General features: G+C 61.1%; 17 protein-coding genes. 10 read left to right on the forward strand and 7 right to left on the reverse strand.

The features are described 5' to 3' along the window. Positions 1 to 154: 154 nt before the first annotated feature. Entirely contained in the window at positions 155 to 2,338 is a 2,184-nt protein-coding gene (locus tag ACR0JF_RS08635; RefSeq protein WP_170659047.1) for a Tex family protein, read from the forward strand. A gap of 2 nt (positions 2,339 to 2,340) precedes the next feature. On the opposite strand, the gene ACR0JF_RS08640 is transcribed toward ACR0JF_RS08635, so the two are convergent. The 5 genes from ACR0JF_RS08640 to ACR0JF_RS08660 are packed head-to-tail and all read right to left on the reverse strand — an operon-like array spanning position 2,341 to position 5,289. Continuing rightward, a complete protein-coding gene (locus ACR0JF_RS08640) occupies positions 2,341 to 3,453 on the reverse strand; it encodes a TonB family protein (RefSeq protein WP_170659046.1) in 1,113 nt (370 codons plus the stop codon). Continuing rightward, positions 3,450 to 3,827 carry an ExbD/TolR family protein gene (locus tag ACR0JF_RS08645; protein ID WP_170659045.1) on the reverse strand — a complete coding sequence of 126 codons (378 nt, stop codon included), beginning with the start codon at positions 3,825 to 3,827 and terminating at the stop codon, positions 3,450 to 3,452. The genes ACR0JF_RS08640 and ACR0JF_RS08645 overlap by 4 nt, the downstream gene beginning before the upstream one ends. 4 nt (positions 3,828 to 3,831) lie before the next feature. Next, positions 3,832 to 4,158 carry a biopolymer transporter ExbD gene (locus tag ACR0JF_RS08650; RefSeq protein WP_170659044.1) on the reverse strand — a complete coding sequence of 109 codons (327 nt, stop codon included), beginning with the start codon at positions 4,156 to 4,158 and terminating at the stop codon, positions 3,832 to 3,834. A 31-nt stretch (positions 4,159 to 4,189) separates the two neighbouring features. Next, positions 4,190 to 4,858: a MotA/TolQ/ExbB proton channel family protein gene (locus tag ACR0JF_RS08655; protein WP_170747459.1), complete on the reverse strand. Its 669-nt coding sequence runs from the start codon at positions 4,856 to 4,858 to the stop codon at positions 4,190 to 4,192. After that, positions 4,855 to 5,289 carry a hypothetical protein gene (locus ACR0JF_RS08660; protein ID WP_170659042.1) on the reverse strand — a complete coding sequence of 145 codons (435 nt, stop codon included), beginning with the start codon at positions 5,287 to 5,289 and terminating at the stop codon, positions 4,855 to 4,857. Before ACR0JF_RS08660 ends, ACR0JF_RS08655 begins: the two co-directional genes overlap by 4 nt. Before the next feature lie 231 nt (positions 5,290 to 5,520). On the opposite strand from ACR0JF_RS08660, the gene ACR0JF_RS08665 reads away from it, so the two are divergent. From ACR0JF_RS08665 to ACR0JF_RS08705, 9 genes are all read left to right on the forward strand, one after another. After that, positions 5,521 to 5,871: an MbcA/ParS/Xre antitoxin family protein gene (locus ACR0JF_RS08665; protein ID WP_170378480.1), complete on the forward strand. Its 351-nt coding sequence runs from the start codon at positions 5,521 to 5,523 to the stop codon at positions 5,869 to 5,871. After that, positions 5,871 to 6,383: an RES family NAD+ phosphorylase gene (locus tag ACR0JF_RS08670; protein ID WP_170659041.1), complete on the forward strand. Its 513-nt coding sequence runs from the start codon at positions 5,871 to 5,873 to the stop codon at positions 6,381 to 6,383. The genes ACR0JF_RS08665 and ACR0JF_RS08670 overlap by 1 nt, the downstream gene beginning before the upstream one ends. Before the next feature lie 50 nt (positions 6,384 to 6,433). After that, complete coding sequence (locus tag ACR0JF_RS08675; RefSeq protein WP_170659040.1) at positions 6,434 to 7,987, forward strand: caspase family protein; 1,554 nt, start codon at positions 6,434 to 6,436, stop codon at positions 7,985 to 7,987. Further along, on the forward strand, positions 7,957 to 8,658 hold the full coding sequence (locus ACR0JF_RS08680) for a hypothetical protein (protein ID WP_170659039.1): 702 nt from the start codon (positions 7,957 to 7,959) through the stop codon (positions 8,656 to 8,658). Before ACR0JF_RS08675 ends, ACR0JF_RS08680 begins: the two co-directional genes overlap by 31 nt. A gap of 11 nt (positions 8,659 to 8,669) precedes the next feature. Further along, on the forward strand, positions 8,670 to 9,074 hold the full coding sequence (locus ACR0JF_RS08685; protein WP_170659038.1) for a hypothetical protein: 405 nt from the start codon (positions 8,670 to 8,672) through the stop codon (positions 9,072 to 9,074). A gap of 221 nt (positions 9,075 to 9,295) precedes the next feature. Beyond that, positions 9,296 to 11,392: a hydantoinase/oxoprolinase family protein gene (locus ACR0JF_RS08690; RefSeq protein ID WP_170659422.1), complete on the forward strand. Its 2,097-nt coding sequence runs from the start codon at positions 9,296 to 9,298 to the stop codon at positions 11,390 to 11,392. Next, the gene (locus ACR0JF_RS08695; RefSeq protein ID WP_170659037.1) at positions 11,389 to 13,029 is read left to right on the forward strand and encodes a hydantoinase B/oxoprolinase family protein; all 1,641 of its coding nucleotides are present in this window, start codon (positions 11,389 to 11,391) and stop codon (positions 13,027 to 13,029) included. Before ACR0JF_RS08690 ends, ACR0JF_RS08695 begins: the two co-directional genes overlap by 4 nt. Then, positions 13,026 to 14,093, forward strand: a complete 1,068-nt coding sequence (locus ACR0JF_RS08700; protein ID WP_170659036.1) for an aminotransferase class I/II-fold pyridoxal phosphate-dependent enzyme — start codon at positions 13,026 to 13,028, stop codon at positions 14,091 to 14,093. The genes ACR0JF_RS08695 and ACR0JF_RS08700 overlap by 4 nt, the downstream gene beginning before the upstream one ends. Next, entirely contained in the window at positions 14,090 to 14,827 is a 738-nt protein-coding gene (locus ACR0JF_RS08705) for an aspartate racemase/maleate isomerase family protein (RefSeq protein WP_170659035.1), read from the forward strand. Before ACR0JF_RS08700 ends, ACR0JF_RS08705 begins: the two co-directional genes overlap by 4 nt. Positions 14,828 to 14,831: 4 nt before the next feature. Here ACR0JF_RS08705 and ACR0JF_RS08710 read toward each other — a convergent pair whose 3' ends face one another. Further along, positions 14,832 to 16,187 carry an MmgE/PrpD family protein gene (locus tag ACR0JF_RS08710; protein WP_170659034.1) on the reverse strand — a complete coding sequence of 452 codons (1,356 nt, stop codon included), beginning with the start codon at positions 16,185 to 16,187 and terminating at the stop codon, positions 14,832 to 14,834. A 127-nt stretch (positions 16,188 to 16,314) separates the two neighbouring features. Then, the gene (gene choV / locus ACR0JF_RS08715; protein WP_170659033.1) at positions 16,315 to 17,340 is read right to left on the reverse strand and encodes a choline ABC transporter ATP-binding protein; all 1,026 of its coding nucleotides are present in this window, start codon (positions 17,338 to 17,340) and stop codon (positions 16,315 to 16,317) included. Positions 17,341 to 17,342: the final 2 nt, after the last annotated feature.

The raw sequence follows: 17,342 nt of genomic DNA on the forward strand, positions 1-17,342 counted from the left end.
GCACACCAACGCCCGGCCGGATCAGCGGCCGGGCCTCGCACGCAGGCGAAGGGGCAGACCGTTTCAGGAAATCTTGCCCCAATGCACTGACCCTCTTCCCCTCTGCCAAAACGCTGTCTAAGAAGTCCTTCCGACCCAGTATCAGGAGGCCCCCTTGGACCGTATCGCCCGCACAATCGCCACCGAAATCAACGCGCGCGCGGATCAGGTCTCAGCCGCCGTTCGGTTGCTGGACGAAGGCGCGACTGTGCCCTTCGTGGCCCGCTATCGCAAAGAGGCGACAGGCGGGCTGGACGATACGCAGCTACGAACCCTCTCGGACCGGCTGACCTATCTGCGAGAGCTAGAGGCGCGGCGGCAGACGATCCTGACGTCGATTAAGGATCAGGGAAAACTGTCGGACGATCTGGCGAAATCCATCGCCGGGGCCGAGACCAAGGCGCAGCTGGAAGATATCTACCTGCCCTACAAACCCAAGCGGCGCACCAAGGCGATGATCGCCCGCGAAAACGGGCTGGAGCCGCTGGCCGACGCTATTCTGACCGACCGCAATGCCGACCCGGAAGCCCTTGCTCAGGGCTATCTGTCCGAGGCTGTCGAAACGACCAAGGACGCACTGAACGGCGCCCGTGACATCGTGACCGAGCGGCTGACGGAAAACGCCCTTCTGCTGGGTGAGCTACGCAATTTCATGCAGCAAGAGGCGCTTTTGTCGTCAAAACTCGTTGAGGGAAAAGAAAAAGAGGGCGCTAAGTTCAGCGACTACTTTGACCATGCTGAGCTTTGGGCGACCGCCCCCTCGCACCGGGCGCTGGCGATGTTGCGAGCCTCGAAAGAGGGGATCGTCACGCTGGATATCGCCCCTGAGCCCGAGGCGGGCGCGGCGCGGGCTGAGGCGATTGTTGCCTCGCACTTGCAGACCCGCGGCGACGGCCCCGGCGACAAATGGCTGCGCAAGGTTGCAGGATGGACCTGGCGGGTCAAGCTGTCGCTTTCCATGATGGTTGAGCTGATGGCCGACCTGCGCAGCCGGGCGCAGGATGAGGCGATTCAGGTGTTCTCGCGCAACCTCAAGGATGTTCTGTTTGCGGCCCCGGCGGGCGCGCGGCCCACGCTGGGTCTGGATCCGGGCATTCGAACCGGCGTCAAGGCCGCCGTGGTGGATGCGACAGGCAAGGTTGTGGCAACGGATACGCTCTATCCGTTTCAGCCGAAAAACGATCTGCGGGGGGCGCAGGCGGCGATCCTCAACCTGATCTCGGCCCATCAGATCGAACTGATCGCCATCGGCAACGGCACCGCCAGCCGTGAAACCGAAAGGATGGTCGCAGACACGCTCAGCCTGCTGCCCAAATCGGTCAAAGCCCCCACTAAAACGGTCGTGTCCGAGTCCGGAGCCTCGGTCTATTCCGCGTCGGAACTGGCCGCGCGAGAGTTCCCGGATCTGGACGTATCCCTGCGCGGCGCGGTCTCAATCGCGCGCCGTTTGCAAGACCCGTTGGCCGAGTTGGTGAAGATCGAACCGAAATCCATCGGCGTCGGGCAATACCAGCATGACGTGGACCAGCATCGCCTGTCCCAGTCGCTGGCCTCGGTCGTTGAGGATGTGGTGAACGCGGTTGGTGTCGACCTGAACACCGCCTCGGCCCCACTGCTGTCGCATGTGTCGGGCCTTGGTCCCGGTTTGGCCGAGGCCATCGTGCAGCACCGAGATCACAATGGTGCATTCCAGTCCCGCAAAGACTTGCTGAAGGTCGACCGCCTTGGCCCACGTGCCTTTGAGCAATGCGCAGGTTTTCTGCGCATCCGCGATGGAGTGGAACCGCTGGATGCGTCCTCAGTCCACCCCGAAGCCTATGACGTCGCCCGCCGCGTGGTCGCTGCCCGCGGTCGGGATATCCGTCAGATCATGGGGCATGACGGGGCGCTGAAGGGCTTGCGGGCTGAACAATTCGCCGATGAGACCTTCGGCCTGCCCACCGTGCGCGATATCTTTGCCGAGCTTGAAAAACCGGGCCGTGACCCGCGCCCCAGCTTCGTCACCGCCTCGTTCCGGGACGGCATAGAAGAGATCACCGACCTCAAACCTGGCATGCTGCTGGAGGGAACGGTAACCAATGTAGCCGCTTTCGGGGCCTTCGTGGATATCGGCGTTCATCAGGACGGGTTGGTCCATGTCAGTCAATTGGCGGATCGGTTCGTCAAGGACCCGCATGAGGTTGTCAAAACCGGTCAGGTCGTGAAGGTACGCGTTGTCGAGGTTGACGTCCCCCGCAAACGGATTGGCCTGACCATGCGCAAAGATGGCGGTGCGCAGCAACGGCGCGGACCGCGCTAGGCTCAGCCGTTCTGGTAGTAAAAGGACAGTTTGCGGCTGACGCCACCGGGCGGCGGCGGGAAAGGTGCGGCCCCCCTGACCTGCTCCTTCGCAGCCCGATCCACCTGGTCCGAGCCCGAGCTAGTGATGACCTCGACCCAGGCCAATGAGCCATCCGGGTCGATCTGAAAGAACACCTGCGCATAGCCGCGAACCGGCGCGTAGACCTGAGGCGCGCGGTTCAGATGCACCAGAACTTGTCCGGCATAGTTGGTCGTGGTGGAATTGCCCGGCCCTCGCCCGCCGGACTGGTTGCCCCGGTCATTGCGGGTGAACGCGTCAACCCCTTCGCGCTGATAGGCCGCCAGTGGGGATTCAATGGTTTGTTCTGGGAATTTCAGGTTATCGAAATTCCGCGTGCCGGGCAGCGCAGGTTGAACCTCGTCCGGGGGCGTCCGATTGGGCAAACGCGGTCGAATGGAAGTTGCCACCGCCTGCTCGGTGCCTTCGCTGTCCTCCACAGGTTCGGCTTCTTCCGGTAAAGGCTCCACCGCGATTTCTGGCTCAACAGCCTCTTGTTCCAGCGGCACAGGCGCAACCTCGACGGGCGGCAACGCGGCCAGTTGCTCAGCCTTTGGCGTTTCGACCGGCTCAACCGGCTCTGCGGCACTGGCTGGCGGGATTTCGACGACATCAGATGGCTCGGCCAAGGGCGTTGCGTCGACCTCATCACTTGCTGCCGTTTGCGTCTCCGACTGGTCAACGGATTCGGTCACCTCCGGCTCTGGCACCTCGGCCTGACCGCCATTGGAGGCGCCGGTGTCGGGCGCGAAAGTCTGCTCTTGCGGATCGGGCGAAGCAACCAGAGCTTCGCTTGTCGGAATCTCCGCTTCTTCAGGCTCAGGCGAGGTTTCGACCGGAGGTTCGGGCACCTCCGCTTCTTCTGGCTCGATCGGCTCGGGTACCCGTTCGGCCAAATCCTCAAAGGCCGTGCCGAGAGTCACCGCATCTTCGTCATCGCCCGCAATGCTCGGCGAATGGGTCAAGCTGGCAGTGGTCATGCTCAGCCCCAGAATATGCACCAAGAGCGAAACCAGAACGGCCACTGCGGCGATGATGGCCGAAGTTCGGATCATTCGATCGCCTGCTGGGTGACCAGAAAGACCGACTTCGCCCCTGCCCGCCGCAGCGTTCCCGTCACCTCTATCAGACGCTGCCCCGAGGCCGCGCGGTCCGGCACGATGCGGACCTCTTCGCCTTCATGATCCGCCATGTATGTTTCCGCATCAGTGGCCTGCCCGCGAAAGCTGAGCGATCCGTCCGCATGCAGGACCAGCGCGTCCGGCGGCTCACGCCCCTCCAACTCTGCAGTGTCCACAAGCTCAAGATCGGGGTCCAAAGGGGGAGCCACCGTGCCGGCGATCAGGAAGAAGACCAGCATCAAAAACACCACATTGATCAGCGGGATTGTGGAGTCGCGTCTGCGGCGCTGTGGTGTCTGGCGGATCATCGGCCTACTCCAACACCGTGACGGTCAACCCGTCGCGGCCTCGCAGAGGGACCAATAAATCGACAAGACGCTGCGCCGAGGTATCAGCGTCGAGGCTGATCAGAACCTGCCCGGTTTCAACTTGCGTCAGCAGATCATCCAGATTGATCGAGGCCCCGTTCAGCACCAACCGATCCGGGCCAAGCTGCAGGAACACTCTGTCCGCCGGTACCGAGCCCGCGCCACTACCTGCGGCGGCCTGCGTCAATTCGATCTCAGCAAATCGCGAGAATGTGGATGAGAGCATGAAGAACAGCAGCAACAGAAAGATGACGTCGATTAACGGCGTCATCGACAAAGGGCGTCTGACAAAGGGCGCCGTGTTACGCATGTTCGGGGGCGGCGGCGCTCTGGGTCCGTGCCCCGGACACTGTTTGCAGCGCGTGACCGGGCACCAGAATCGTCCGAAGCGCTTTGTCCGCAAAGACCCGCTCACGCGATGTGCGGCTTTCCAACCAGGACAGAACCATCGAGGTCGGCATCGCCACCGCAAGTCCTACAGCCGTTGTCACAAGGGCGACCCAGATACCACCGGCCAGCAGCGACGGGTCCACCGAGGAACCGGCGGTTTGCAGGCTCTGGAACGCGTTGATCATGCCAAGCACTGTTCCAAACAAGCCAAGCAGCGGGGCAAGCTGCGCCACCGTGTCCAGCAGTCGAAAGCCGCGCTCCAACCCGGCAAGGGCAAGACCGGCCTCGGCATCGAGACGGTCATCCACGCCGGGGACGTCCACCCCATCCATCGCGGCCCCTACGATGGGCGCAAGGTAGCTGCTGCTGTCGTTCAACCGCGTGCGCGCCGCGGCGCGATCCCCTGCGTCCCATGCGGCCAGAGCTTCGGACAGAACCTTGTGGCGACCAACGCCACAAGCCGCGAACTGCCACAGTTTATACAGCGTGACCGAAAGCGTCAGAACCGACATCACAATCAAGATTCCAACCACCGGCCCGCCGAGCGCCAGAATTTCACGCAAAGTGCCCAAGAAGTTCATCCCAAAAGCTCCACTTTGACCCGGCTGCTGAGGCTGAGCGTATCGCGACAGATAGTGCTATCCGCACCGTCGACCACGCAGGTGTTTGCACCGTTGATCAAGGCTCGGCCCACCTGCGCGCAATCCCTTCCCGGCAGATCAAACTGCCGTACGCGCGGGCGATCCGCCGGAAGATCTCGGAAATCGAACAGAGACAGGCTGACCACGCCGCCTTCCGTGTCGAAAATCACAGTCTCGAACACGGCCTTGTCGATTGAGACCCCTGTTCCGTTCTGCACCACAAACGTCAGACGGCAGGCATTGCCCACATTCTGCGCTGTGTTCAATTCGACGGACAGCGCCTCAGACGGTGCGCTTTCTGATTGCGCCCAACTGACGGCTGGCAACACGGCCGCGAACAATGCCGCAAAAGCGGTGCGATGATACGACATGGACGGGCTCCTGCTGTTTTCTTGCCATTTGAGACCTCATACCCGAGGCTGCGAACAGGTAAAAGGGCCGCTCGGGCTGTCGTCAATCAACGGGTGGTCCCAAGTTGGTGAGGATCATGTCGTCTGCCAAGGGGTTTGGTGAGGTTTAAAACACAGCAACACGGCATGAACCCTTGAAAATCAGCAATAGTGACGCTATATACCGTCAAAGTGACAGGATTGGAGGGTAGCATGCAGATCGCTCAATTCGCCGAAGGCGGGCTGTTTGAGCCTCGGAAAATCGCGGCGGCTCTGCGTACATCCGCCGAAGAGGTGGCCTTGACAGTGGGGTTGGGCAAGGATGCCCTGCAACGCCGCACGCGCATTCAATCCGACAAGACCCAACGTCGCCTGCGAGAACTGGTCGAGGTTCTCAACAAGGTGCAACCGCGTTTTGGCTCGGATCTGATCGCCTATGCCTGGTATCGCTCGGAACCCCTGCCCGGCTTTGACGGGCGTACCGCCATGCAGCTGGTGCAGGAGGGCAAGGCGCAGCAGGTGTTGGAGTACATTGATGCCGTCGATGCCGGTGTCTATGCCTGATGCCGCTTGACGAGGGCTGGTATCGCGGGCCGCTTTTTCGCGCATTAAACCCGGTCTACGCGCGCGAACCCCTCTCGGGTCGCGGGGCTGAGAAGTATAGCGGTCGGTTCAACACGAAGGGAACACCAGCACTCTATACGGCGCTGGACCCGGCCACGGCCCTGCGTGAGGCCAATCAGGTCGGGGATTTGCAGCCGACGATACTGGTGTCTTACCACGCTGATTTAGGCCCGATCTTCGACACCCGAGACGAGGCCGCCTTGGCCCAATACGGAATGACCGCGCCCGCAATGGCCGATCCCGGTTGGCGATCGGCCATGCTGGACCGTCGCACAGTTCCGACGCAAGACCTGGCCGCGCAATTGATCAAGGACGGTTTTTTCGGTTTGCTGGTGCGCAGCTTCGCGCCGGGAACGACACCGGCAAACCTCAACCTCGTCCTTTGGCGGTGGAGCGGGCCGGATACGCGGCTGACCGTTGTGGACGATGAGGATCGACTGGGCAGGCTATAGAGCTCCAATCTGTCTGTGCAGTCCAAAACCCATGCGCTAAGGTGACGGGTATGACTCGGTTCCGATTTTTGCTGGTTTGCATAGTGTCCTGTCTGATTCTGGCGACAGGCTCGGCCCGGGCTGCTGATCGTGTGGCCTTGCTTATCGGCAATTCCGACTACCGCGCCCCGGATATGGCCTTGCGCAACCCAGTCAACGATGTTGAGGCCTTAGGCGCAGCGCTACGCGAGCTTGGCTTTGCCGTGACCGAGGCCACCGATCAGAACGCAGCTTCGATGGATCGTGCGGTCCACGCCTTTGGGCAGGCGGCGCAGGGCGCTGAAATGGCTGTCTTCTTCTATGCTGGTCACGGGGTTCAGATCGGCGGTCAGAACCACCTGATCGGCACCGAGTTTTCGGGGAATGACCTAACCGCCCTCAGCCGAAGTTCGATCACCATCGACCGCGTGCGCGATGTGCTTGCCAAGGCTGGGCCGGATGTCGGCATCCTTCTGCTCGACGCTTGTCGCAATAACCCGTTCTCGGACAAAGGGATCGTCGAACAGGGCCTCGTCCGCATCCGGGGCGGTGCAGGTTTGCTGATCGCCTATGCCACTGACCCCGGCAACGTGGCATATGACGGGCTGGGCGACAACAGTGTCTTCACCTCGAGCCTGCTGGATCATATTGCAACGCCCGATCTGGATGTACGGCTGATGCTCGGTCGGGTGCGTCAGCAAGTGGTTCTGGATACCGAAGGCCGCCAGATCCCATGGGTCGAAGAATCCGTTCTGGATGAACATAGTTTTGCGCCGGGTTTGTCCTCGGCCAGTCCCACGGACGCTTTTGAGGCCGATATGGCCCTTTGGCGAAGCATTTCCGCAAGCAGCGATCAATCTGACTTCAAGGACTATCTGCAAACCTATCCCGACGGCCTGTTCGCCGCTTTCGCGCGTGACCGGATTGAGCTGCTGGGGAACACCGCAACCGCCCCAGCCGCGCCGATCAGTGCAACGCTGGCTGCTGCGGAACCCGATAAGCTGGCCGCAGCCCTTTCCACCCTTGGGCTGATGCCAGATGGGCCAAGCCGGAACCTGGAACCGGCCCTCGATCAGTATCGCCGTCGCTTGCCGCTGCAGGAAACCGCAACGCCAGAGCGTCTGTTTGAAGACGCCGCCGAAGTCTCGGTCTTTCTGGCCGCCACGACATTGCAGAGCCTGCGCACAGATATCGTTGCACTGCGCAGTGTCGAACGCACTCTGGCTGTTGCTGAAAACGCCTTGGGCCAGATCGAAGAGATCGCCCGTTCGGATCCTGCCGCGCTGCCGGTGCTACAACAGGCCCGCAATGATATCTACGACATCTATCGCTCACGCGGTGTCATTCTAAGGCGGCTGGATCAAAGCCGCAGTTACTACGATGAACTTTTGACCCGCGCCGTGGTGTTCTTTCCATCCGAGCCAGGTGCAGATTTCTTTGACGCTGCGGCAACTTCGCGTAACCTCGGGCAAGCCCACGCGCGCCTGAGCGAGGATGCCGCATTGTTTCTGCGCCATGTGGCGCAGGCAGAAGATAGTAAAAAAGGGAGTTATCAATGGCTGGCAGATCTTATTCCACCCGGCTGATCGCCGCCGTGTTAGGGGCATCTTTGGCCCTATCCGCTTGCGGTGGCGGCAGCGAGCCGGAAACGCTGAGATCCGTAGGCGCTGGATCAAGCCAGGCCGAGGCCGATCTGGCGAAACAAGCCGCAGCATTGCAAAAGACGATCCTGCAAGGGGCGATTGCAGGTGGTGTAGCGGGGGGCGCGATCGGCTTTGGGCTGGGCGGTTCTGACGACGTAGGCACAGGCGTCGCCCTCGGATTGGGTGCTGGCGCTCTGGCAGGCACCTATGTGGCCTATGTGCAGCGCAGCTATGCCGGGCGCGAAAGACGGTTGCGTCAGATCAAATCCGATCTGGACCGCAACGCCGCCGAAATGCAGACCACGTTGAACGTGATGAACGAAGTTCTGGTGGCTCAAAAGGCTGAGTTGGACGCACTGAACGCCCGCGCCGCAGCGGGAACCGTGGATCAGGCCGAGTTGCAACGCGAACTGACCGAGGCCAATGGCAATCTGAAACAGATGGAACTGGCCATCGACGGGGCAACCAGACGGCAGGCCGAATTTGCTGAGGCGCGCAGCCTGACGATCAAGCGCCGCCAAACCACTTCGCCCATTGACGGTGATCTGCAGGCTCTGTCCAACCAGATTTCGCAGATGCGCGGGATCGCCAGCGATTTGGCGTCGTCGCTGTGACAGGGCAAAACATGATCACACGCATTGCTCTGCCTTGCTTGCTTTTGGCCGCCTGCCAAACCACGACAGACCCGGCGGAAGGAGGGTTCTTCGCCGGAGTATCCGGCATTGCGACCGGGGCCTATGATGACCGGATCGAGGCCGCCGAGGGCGATGTGGCGACAGCTCAGGCCCGCAACGACGCGTTGGCCGCGCAGATCAGATCCTCGGAATCGGAACTGGCGCAACTGAAATTGAAAATCCTGCAACAGCGCGATGCCATCGGCGGCGGAGACCCCGCCACAGCCGCCAGAATCGACAGGGTGCTTAACGCAAAGCCCCAAGGCACCACTGCCGAAGCGCAATTGCAGGCCTTGCAGCGCAGCATTTCTGAGGCCCGCGCGCTAAGTGCGGATTTGGCGCGGCTGTCGGGATAAGCCCTGCAGCGAAGTTCAGGTTTTTACGTCGTTGGAATGCCGCGATGTCGCAAATGCGCTAGCAGTGACGTAAAAACCGCCCGACAATTCCTCATGACTTGTCAGTGCATCCCAACTCGTATGGATCGCCGGGCCACCGGCTGCAACTTGGTGGCACCGCGTCGGTAACAGGCCGAACGGGCGCCATGCCCAAACTGTTACTGACGACAACGGACCCCTCCATGACAACTGCTCTGCGCCTTGCCATAGATATTGGCGGCACGTTTACCGATACCGTCCTTGTTTCAGGCAATGAGACGATATTGGCCTCGACCAAAACCCTGACCACGCACCAAAATCCGGCCGAAGGCGCAATGGAAGGGGCGCTACGCGTCATGAAAAGCGCGGGACGGTCCCTGGCTGAGGTGACCGGCTTCATCCACGGCACCACACTGGCCACCAACGCTCTGATCGAGAGGCGCGGGGCCACCGTGGCAACTGTCGCGACCGAAGGCTTCCGCGATATCCTCGAAATCGCCTACGAACGGCGCTATGCGCAGTACGATATCAACCTGGAAAAACCCGACCTTCTCGTCCCGCGTGAACGCTCGCTGACCGTTCGAGAGCGAATGTCCGCGACCGGTGAAGTTCTGATCGAACTGGAAGAAGGCGCTATTGACGCGCTTCTGGCTGAAATCGACGCCAGCGGGGCGGATGCGGTTGCGATCTGCCTCATGCATTCCTACGCGAACCCCATGCACGAACGCCGGTTGCGCGATGCTCTTGCCGAACGACGCCCCGAACTGACCGTGTCGATCTCATCCGATGTCAGTCCCGAGGCGCGCGAGTTTGACCGGCTCTGCACCACGGTTGCCAACGCTTATGTCCAACCGTTGATGGAGACCTATCTGACCCGCTTCGTCGAAAAGTTCGAAGCCGAAGGGGTCACATGTCCGATCCTGATGATGACCGCTGGTGGCGGGATGAGTACCGTCCAAACGGCCATGTGTTTCCCGATCCGGCTGGTCGAAAGCGGCCCTGCCGGAGGGGCAATTCTAGCCGCGCGTATCGCTGCTCGGGCCGGGTTGGATCAGGTTTTGTCGTTTGACATGGGTGGCACGACCGCCAAGCTCTGCCTGATCGACTATGCCCGACCCCAAACCTCGCGCCAATTCGAGATCGCGCGGGCGGCACGGTTCATCAAAGGCTCGGGCATGCCGGTGCGTATCCCTGTGATCGAGATGATCGAAATTGGCGCGGGCGGAGGCTCCATCGCCGGGGTGGACCGGTTGGGCCGTCTGACCGTTGGGCCAAAATCGGCAGGCTCGGAGCCCGGCCCGGTGGCTTTTGGGCGCGGCGGAACCGAGCCGACTGTGACCGACAGCGATATCACTCTGGGCTACATCGTGCCCGACACATTTGCCGAAGGGTTCATCAAGATTGACCCTGAGGCGTCAAACGGCGCGATGCAACGCGTGATCGGCAAGGCGCTTGAAACCGACGCGACAGGGGCCGCTGATGGGGTCAGCCGCATCGTGGATGAAAGCATGGCCAGTGCAGGGCGGATGCACGCAGTGGAGTCTGGCAAAGACCTCGGGCCGCGTACCATGATCGCTTTTGGCGGCAACGGCCCGCTACATGCCAGCCGCGTGGCTCGATCTGCGGGCGTTAACCGCATCGTGGTGCCTCCAAATCCCGGTGTTGGCTCAGCCGTGGGCTTTCTATTCGCGCCCGTTTCGTTTGAGATCGTGCGCTCGTACTATTCTCTACTGGGTACGTTGGATTTCACGGCGATCAACGGCCTTTTTGACGATATGATTGCCGAGGCCAGCGCCGTCGTTGCCCAAGGTGCCGGAGATGCCCAAACCGAAATCCGACGCACAGCCTTCATGCGCTACAGCGGTCAGGGGCATGAGATTGAGATTTCGCTGCCCGACCGCACACTTACCCCCGAAGACCTCGCCCCGCTTACCGAGGCGTTTGAAACCGAGTACCGCAAACAATTCTCGCGCCCCGTTCCGGGCATGCAGATCGAGATACTGAACTGGGCCGTGCAAGTCGCGACTCCGGACGCTGTCGTTCCCGAACTGCTTGCCAGTCCGGCGGTGACCACGATGACGCCTTCAGAAACCCGACCCATCATTTGTGACGTAGACGGGCAGAGGAAACAGGCTGGTTTTGTGGCTCGCGCCAATCTCAACCCCGGCGACCGCGTCTGCGGCCCTGCGCTGATCCATGAACGACAGACGACGACACTCGTCTCAGCCGATTTTTCGGCCCATGTGGACGCCATCGGAAACCTCGTCTTGATCCGCGACCAGAAAGGAAGCGAGCAATGACCCCTGCCCGACTACAAGTAATGTGGAACCGGCTGCTGGCAGTTGTCGAAGAACAGGGTCAAACCCTGATCCGCGCCGCATTTAGCCCGATTGTACGAGAATGCGGCGACATTTCTGCCGGGATTTTCGACGTGAACGGCCGGATGCTGGCGCAAGCCGTCACTGGCACGCCGGGCCATATCAACACCATGGCCGAAGCCGTTCAGCATCTGCGCGCCGCCTTCCCGGTTCAGACGATGAAACCCGGCGACATCTATATGACGAACGATCCATGGCTCGCCTCGGGTCACTTGAACGACTTCCTGCTGATGATGCCTGCGTTCAAGGATGACAAGGTGGTCGGCTTCACCTCCTGCACCTCGCACCTGGTTGACCTGGGCGGGCTGGGCATGGGGCCTGAGGGTTCGGACATATACGACGAGGGCCTACTGATCCCGCCCTGCAAACTGGTCGAGGAAGGCACGCTGAACGCCCTTCTAATCGACATCATCCGCGCCAACAGCCGCGAACCCGTGGCCAATGAGGGCGACATCTATGCCCTGATCGCCTGCTGCGAGGCGGGGGTGAACCGATTGGTGTCGATGATGGAGGAATTCGACATCGACGATCTGGACGCGCTGGGTGCCTATATCATCGACACCTCGCGCCGGGGCACTCTGGCCGCCATCGCCGAGGTGCCTGCTGGCGTCTATAAGAATGTCCTGAAGATGGACGGTTATGAGAGTGAACTGGAACTGCACGCCACCCTGACCGTCAGCGCCGACGGGATGCATGTGGATTTCACCGGGACCTCCGGCTGTTCGCGCAAAGGTATCAACGTGCCACTGAATTATGCCACTGCCTATACCGTTTTTGCCCTGCGCTGCATTGTCGGGTCGGACATTCCCAACAATGCAGGCTCACTGGATCCGTTCACTGTCGATGGCCCCAAAGGCTGTATCCTGAATGCGCAGCGCCCTGTACCCGTAGCGATGCGTCACACGCTGGGTCAGGTCACCCCTGATTTGGTTCTGGGCTGCCTGCATCAGGCCCTGCCCGATCAGGTCCCGGCCGAGGGCGCATCCTGCATGTTCGATCTGCCCATGCGTCACGCGCCCGAGGTCGCCCGTGACGGAGGGCGCGAATTCGCGGTGGAGCCTGTGCATAACGGCGGCACAGGCGCGCGGCCTCATGCGGACGGGTTGTCGGCAACGGCCTACCCTTCAGGCGTGTTCGGCAGCCAGGTGGAGATCACCGAAAGCGTCGCCCCCGTCACGATCTGGCGGCGCGAGCTTCGGCCGGACTCGGGCGGTGCGGGCAAGTACCGCGGCGGGTTGGGGCAACGGATCGAGATGACCTCGGCCAACGGCGCGCCCTTCATCGTCTTCCTCTCGGTCGAGCGGCTGAAATTCCCCGCGCTTGGTCGGATGGGTGGCCAACCCGGAGCACCCGGGCGTATTCGGTTCCGCGACAGCGACGCTGACATCCCCGGCAAGGGCAAGCTGCGGGTCGAAGACGGCGACTACCTGATCTTTGAAACCCCCGGAGGAGGAGGCTTCGGCGATCCCGTGGATCGCGACCCTGACGCACTTGCGCTGGACCTCAAACGCGGTTTGATCAGCGCCGAGGGTGCTAAATCCTTCGGAGGTGCCACATGATCCGGCCTATCCCTCATGTTGGCGCTATAGCCGCCTATGCGCTGGCCGATCTTGGCGGTCCTCAGACGATTTCACTGGCCCAGAACGAAAGCGCCTTTCCCGCCAGCCCTGCCGCCATTGCCGCCGGACAGGCCGCGATGGCAGATATGCCGCTCTATCCTGATCCGGAATGGCCGGACCTCCGCGCAGCGATAGCCGAGGTGCATGGGCTGGACCCGAGCAACATCCTTTGTGGCGCGGGATCGATGGAGCTGATCGGTTGCCTGATCCACGCTTACGCTGAGCATGGAGACCGTGTGCTGGGTACCGAGTACGGCTACGCCTTTGTCGCCTCGGCGGCCGCGCAGGTGCAGGCGGATTATGTCAAAGCGCGCGAGGTCGACCTAACTATTTCGGTGGATGACATTCTGAGCGCAGTCACCCCAAAAACCCGCATAGTCTTCGTCTGCAATCCGGGCAACCCGACTGGAACGGTGATCCCAAACGCTGAGATCGTGCGCCTGCGGACCAGCCTTCCCAAGAAAGTTCTGCTGGTCGTCGATCAAGCCTACGCCGAATTCTCGGATGCCGAACATGATCCGGCGGAGGTATTCGCTATGATTCAGCGCGGCGATACGGTCATCACCCGGACGTTTTCCAAAGCCTATGGGCTGGCAGGCGCGCGGGTCGGGTGGGCCTATGCTCCACCCGAGATCGGAGCAGAATTGCGCAAGCTGTTAAACCCAAACAATGTCTCGATCCCCTCGCAGGCTGCAGCTGCCGCTGCAATGCGTGATCAGACGCATATGCGAGAGGTTGTGGCAAAAACTGCCAACATCCGCGACGCGTTCACCGAAAACGGCCGCGCTCTGGGGTTAACCGTCCCGCAAAGCCACACAAACTTCGTCTTGCTGCGTTTTGCCTCAGTTGATCAAGCGCAGCGGGCCGATGCCGCTTTGCGCGCAGAAAACTTGCTGATGCGCGGGATGGGCGGCTATGGCCTTGGCGATTGCTTGCGCGCCACGATTTGCGCGCCGGGCGTCATGAAACGCGCCCGCGACGTGTTGGAAGGAGTGCTGTCATGACCGAGACCCGAACTGCAGCCAAGATCGGCGTTCTGGTGCCTTTCACCAACACAAATCTGGAGCCGGATCTGGCGTTGATGCGCCCGCCCAACACCACACTGCATTTCCAGCGCATGGGCGGGTATGACGTGGACGAAATCCCCGGCTCAGATCAGATGGCCGGTTTGGGCGCGTCGGATATCAGCCATGATTTGCGGATGATCTCAGGCGTGCGGCCCGACATCGTTCTTTACGGCTGCACCTCGGCAACGCTGACCCATGGACCGTCTTTTGACGCCAAGCTGGCCGAGCAGATCAAATCCGGTGCCAATGCCAAGTCAGTCACGGCCGCCAGCGCGTTGGTTGCGGGCATTCAGGCGTTGGGAGTCCGCAAAGTCGGCTTTTCGTCGCCCTATCTGGGCGAGATCAATACGCAGGCCATCGCGTTCATGGCCCAAAATGAGATCGAAACGGTCAAATGCGCCGATGTGGGCCGGGAACTGGGAAACTACGGTCAGGGAGAATTGACCCCGAACGAAGTCTTCGACCTCGCCTGCCAGGCCGACCACCAACAGGCCGAGGCGATTGTTCTGAGTTGCACCGATATGCGGTCCGTTGAGGCCATCGAACAGATTGAAGCCGCGCTGGGCAAACCCGTTGTCACGTCCAACCAGGCGATGATGTTCTGCTTGCTGCGCGAACTCGGGCTACCACCGCATAAGGGGTTACCGGGGCGGCTGTTCGACTGCGTTTAAGGGGCTAGGACTCGGACGGAGCGTCATAGATCAACGCGCCAAGATCCGAGAAAGCCGATACCGAATCTCTCAATCCCAGGACGGCGTCTCGTATGGCGGAGGCCCTTGTTTCGCCGAGCGAAGGCGTTGCGAACTCCATGAATTTCGCGACCACTTCGGCTTGATCCATCGGGGCCTCGGGGCCGCCGCGCGCATGGACGTCGCCAGTTTCCAGCACCCGCCCGTTGTGCAAGCGGATCGAAACATCGGCGATGCGGCACTCGGGGAACCGAGCCGAATGGCGCTCGTCTTCGGCAACGGAAATACGTTCCAACAAAGACGCCACCAAAGGCTCAGACAGACCCGCACCCGAGATATGCTCGACCCCGATCCGCCCATAGGCCATCATCACTGCCACCGCAAATGGCAGCGAATACTGTGCCTTTGAGGTGTCGTCTGGCATGCCCTGAAACAAACAAGCGCTCTCGCGGAACGTATTGACCTGGACCGAGGCGATGTCTTCATGGCTCAGATCATGTTCACGCATGAGCTGCCGGACAGCGTCGATCGCGGCGTGCGCCCAACGGCAGATCGGGTAGGGTTTCACATATTGATACTGCATCTGCCAAAACTGGCCAAGGTCCTGCCAGTGGCTCGAGACCTTTTCGGCTTCAATTGTGATTGCGGGCGCGCCGGTAAAGCCATTCTCAGCCAAAACGGCCGAAGACACACCGACCAAAGCCCCCCAACCCGAGCCATCATGTAGCATGGTGGGATTGGCGATCTCGCGCATCATCTGGCTGCGGGGGCCGTGATATTCGGCAATGCCCATGGCCTGCCGCAATTGGTCCACTCCCAACCCACGCATCCGAGCCGCGACGGCGACGACGCCCAAAGCGTTCCATGCCCCTGACGTGTGATAGTCGCTGACCGTATCATGCAGAGAAATCCCGGCGCGTCCTGCGACCTCATATCCGATGGTGACAGCAGTCAGAGCTTCGAGGCCAGAGAGATCCCGAACCGTTTCAGCCAGCGCGCAAAGCGCCGGCACGACCGCGACACCGATATGCCCTTTGGTCGGGTTGTAGCCGTCATGCCCATCCAGATTGTCAGTCTGCGTAGCAGCGGCATAGGCGCAACCGGCGGCACTGACCCGGCGGCCATCAAACAACATCCGCGCGCTGAGCGCCGGATCACCTGCCCCATAGAGCGCAAAAGCCGTTTCTCGGGCGATTGACCCCGCCGCCATAGGACCCGACGCTATCGTAATGCCCAGCGTGTCCAGCAGCATCAACGCGGCGGCGTTCAGTGTTGCATCAGGGATATCCTCGGGTGTTAAACCAAGGGCGAAATCAGCAACTCTTTGGAAGGTATCTGTCACGGCCTGCTCCTAGCTCAACACCTCTCGAGGCAGGTTAGGAGGTTTCGAATGGGATGGCACGAAAACAATTGAGAACAAACGGTCCGGCGTTCTAGTGCCGGACCGCCCCATGTTTAAGGTCCGAGGGTTACTGCCCCATCGGATCAACCAGCTTGTTCAACACGCGGTCTTTTGTGACCTGACCGATGATCGCCCCGTTCTCGGTCACGCCAACCGGTGCGTTGTTCTGGTCGAAGCCCTGGATAACGTCGCGAATATCAGTGTCCGCATCTATAGAGCGATCCGGCGTGCCGGTTGCAGGCTCCATCACGTCCCGCGCGCGCAAAACGCCCAGAGGGTTCATATGCGCAACGAAATCGGCCACGTATTCGTCCTCGGGTTTCGAGTAGATCTCGGACGGGGTGCCACATTGTACGATGCGACCGCCCTCCATGATGGCGATACGGTTGCCGATCTTGAAGGCCTCATCAAGGTCATGGGACACGAAGATGATCGTGCGTTTGAGCTTTTCCTGCAGGCGGAGCAGCTCATCCTGCAGCTTGGTCCGGATCAGCGGATCGAGGGCCGAGAACGGCTCGTCCATCAGCAAGATCGGTGCTTGAGTGGAAAAGGCGCGGGCCAGACCGACGCGTTGTTGCATACCGCCCGAAAGCTCTCCGACCTTACGATCCGCCCAGTCGGACAGACCGACCAGAGCAAGCTGCTCATCGGTGCGCTGCAACCTCTCAATGCGGGACATGCCCGACAGCTCCAGCCCTAGCCAAACGTTTTCACGAACCGTGCGCCACGGCAGCAGTCCGAATTGCTGGAACACCATCGCAATATGGTTCTGACGCATTCGGCGCAGGGTGCGGGCGTCGGCGTTGGTGACATCCACCATCTCCGATCCGTCCGAAACCCGCACCGCGCCGCGGATCACCGGGTTCAGCCCGTTCACCGCCCGCAACAAAGTGGATTTGCCCGAACCGGACAGCCCCATCAGAACCAGCGTTTCGCCCTCATGCACGGTCAGCGAGCAATTGTGGACGCCCAGCACCTGACCACAGGCCTCTTTCACGGTTGCGCGGTCTTTGCCTTCGTCCATGAAGGGCAACGCACTTTTGGGGTCGTTGCCGAACGCGATTGAAACATTGTCAAATTCAACTGCGGTCATGG

The organism is Ruegeria sp. BG11 (assembly GCF_056538565.1).

Coding starts and splice junctions, on each gene's coding strand:
- ACR0JF_RS08645 (WP_170659045.1), bottom strand. CDS start 3,827: ATGATCCGCCAGACACCACAGCGCCGCAGACGCGACTCCACAATCCCG.
- ACR0JF_RS08650 (WP_170659044.1), bottom strand. CDS start 4,158: ATGACGCCGTTAATCGACGTCATCTTTCTGTTGCTGCTGTTCTTCATG.
- ACR0JF_RS08670 (WP_170659041.1), top strand. CDS start 5,871: ATGCCGCTTGACGAGGGCTGGTATCGCGGGCCGCTTTTTCGCGCATTA.
- ACR0JF_RS08665 (WP_170378480.1), top strand. CDS start 5,521: ATGCAGATCGCTCAATTCGCCGAAGGCGGGCTGTTTGAGCCTCGGAAA.
- ACR0JF_RS08690 (WP_170659422.1), top strand. CDS start 9,296: ATGACAACTGCTCTGCGCCTTGCCATAGATATTGGCGGCACGTTTACC.
- ACR0JF_RS08660 (WP_170659042.1), bottom strand. CDS start 5,289: ATGTCGTATCATCGCACCGCTTTTGCGGCATTGTTCGCGGCCGTGTTG.
- ACR0JF_RS08685 (WP_170659038.1), top strand. CDS start 8,670: ATGATCACACGCATTGCTCTGCCTTGCTTGCTTTTGGCCGCCTGCCAA.
- ACR0JF_RS08700 (WP_170659036.1), top strand. CDS start 13,026: ATGATCCGGCCTATCCCTCATGTTGGCGCTATAGCCGCCTATGCGCTG.
- ACR0JF_RS08675 (WP_170659040.1), top strand. CDS start 6,434: ATGACTCGGTTCCGATTTTTGCTGGTTTGCATAGTGTCCTGTCTGATT.
- ACR0JF_RS08640 (WP_170659046.1), bottom strand. CDS start 3,453: ATGATCCGAACTTCGGCCATCATCGCCGCAGTGGCCGTTCTGGTTTCG.
- ACR0JF_RS08705 (WP_170659035.1), top strand. CDS start 14,090: ATGACCGAGACCCGAACTGCAGCCAAGATCGGCGTTCTGGTGCCTTTC.
- choV (WP_170659033.1), bottom strand. CDS start 17,340: ATGACCGCAGTTGAATTTGACAATGTTTCAATCGCGTTCGGCAACGAC.
- ACR0JF_RS08680 (WP_170659039.1), top strand. CDS start 7,957: ATGGCTGGCAGATCTTATTCCACCCGGCTGATCGCCGCCGTGTTAGGG.
- ACR0JF_RS08695 (WP_170659037.1), top strand. CDS start 11,389: ATGACCCCTGCCCGACTACAAGTAATGTGGAACCGGCTGCTGGCAGTT.
- ACR0JF_RS08655 (WP_170747459.1), bottom strand. CDS start 4,858: ATGAACTTCTTGGGCACTTTGCGTGAAATTCTGGCGCTCGGCGGGCCG.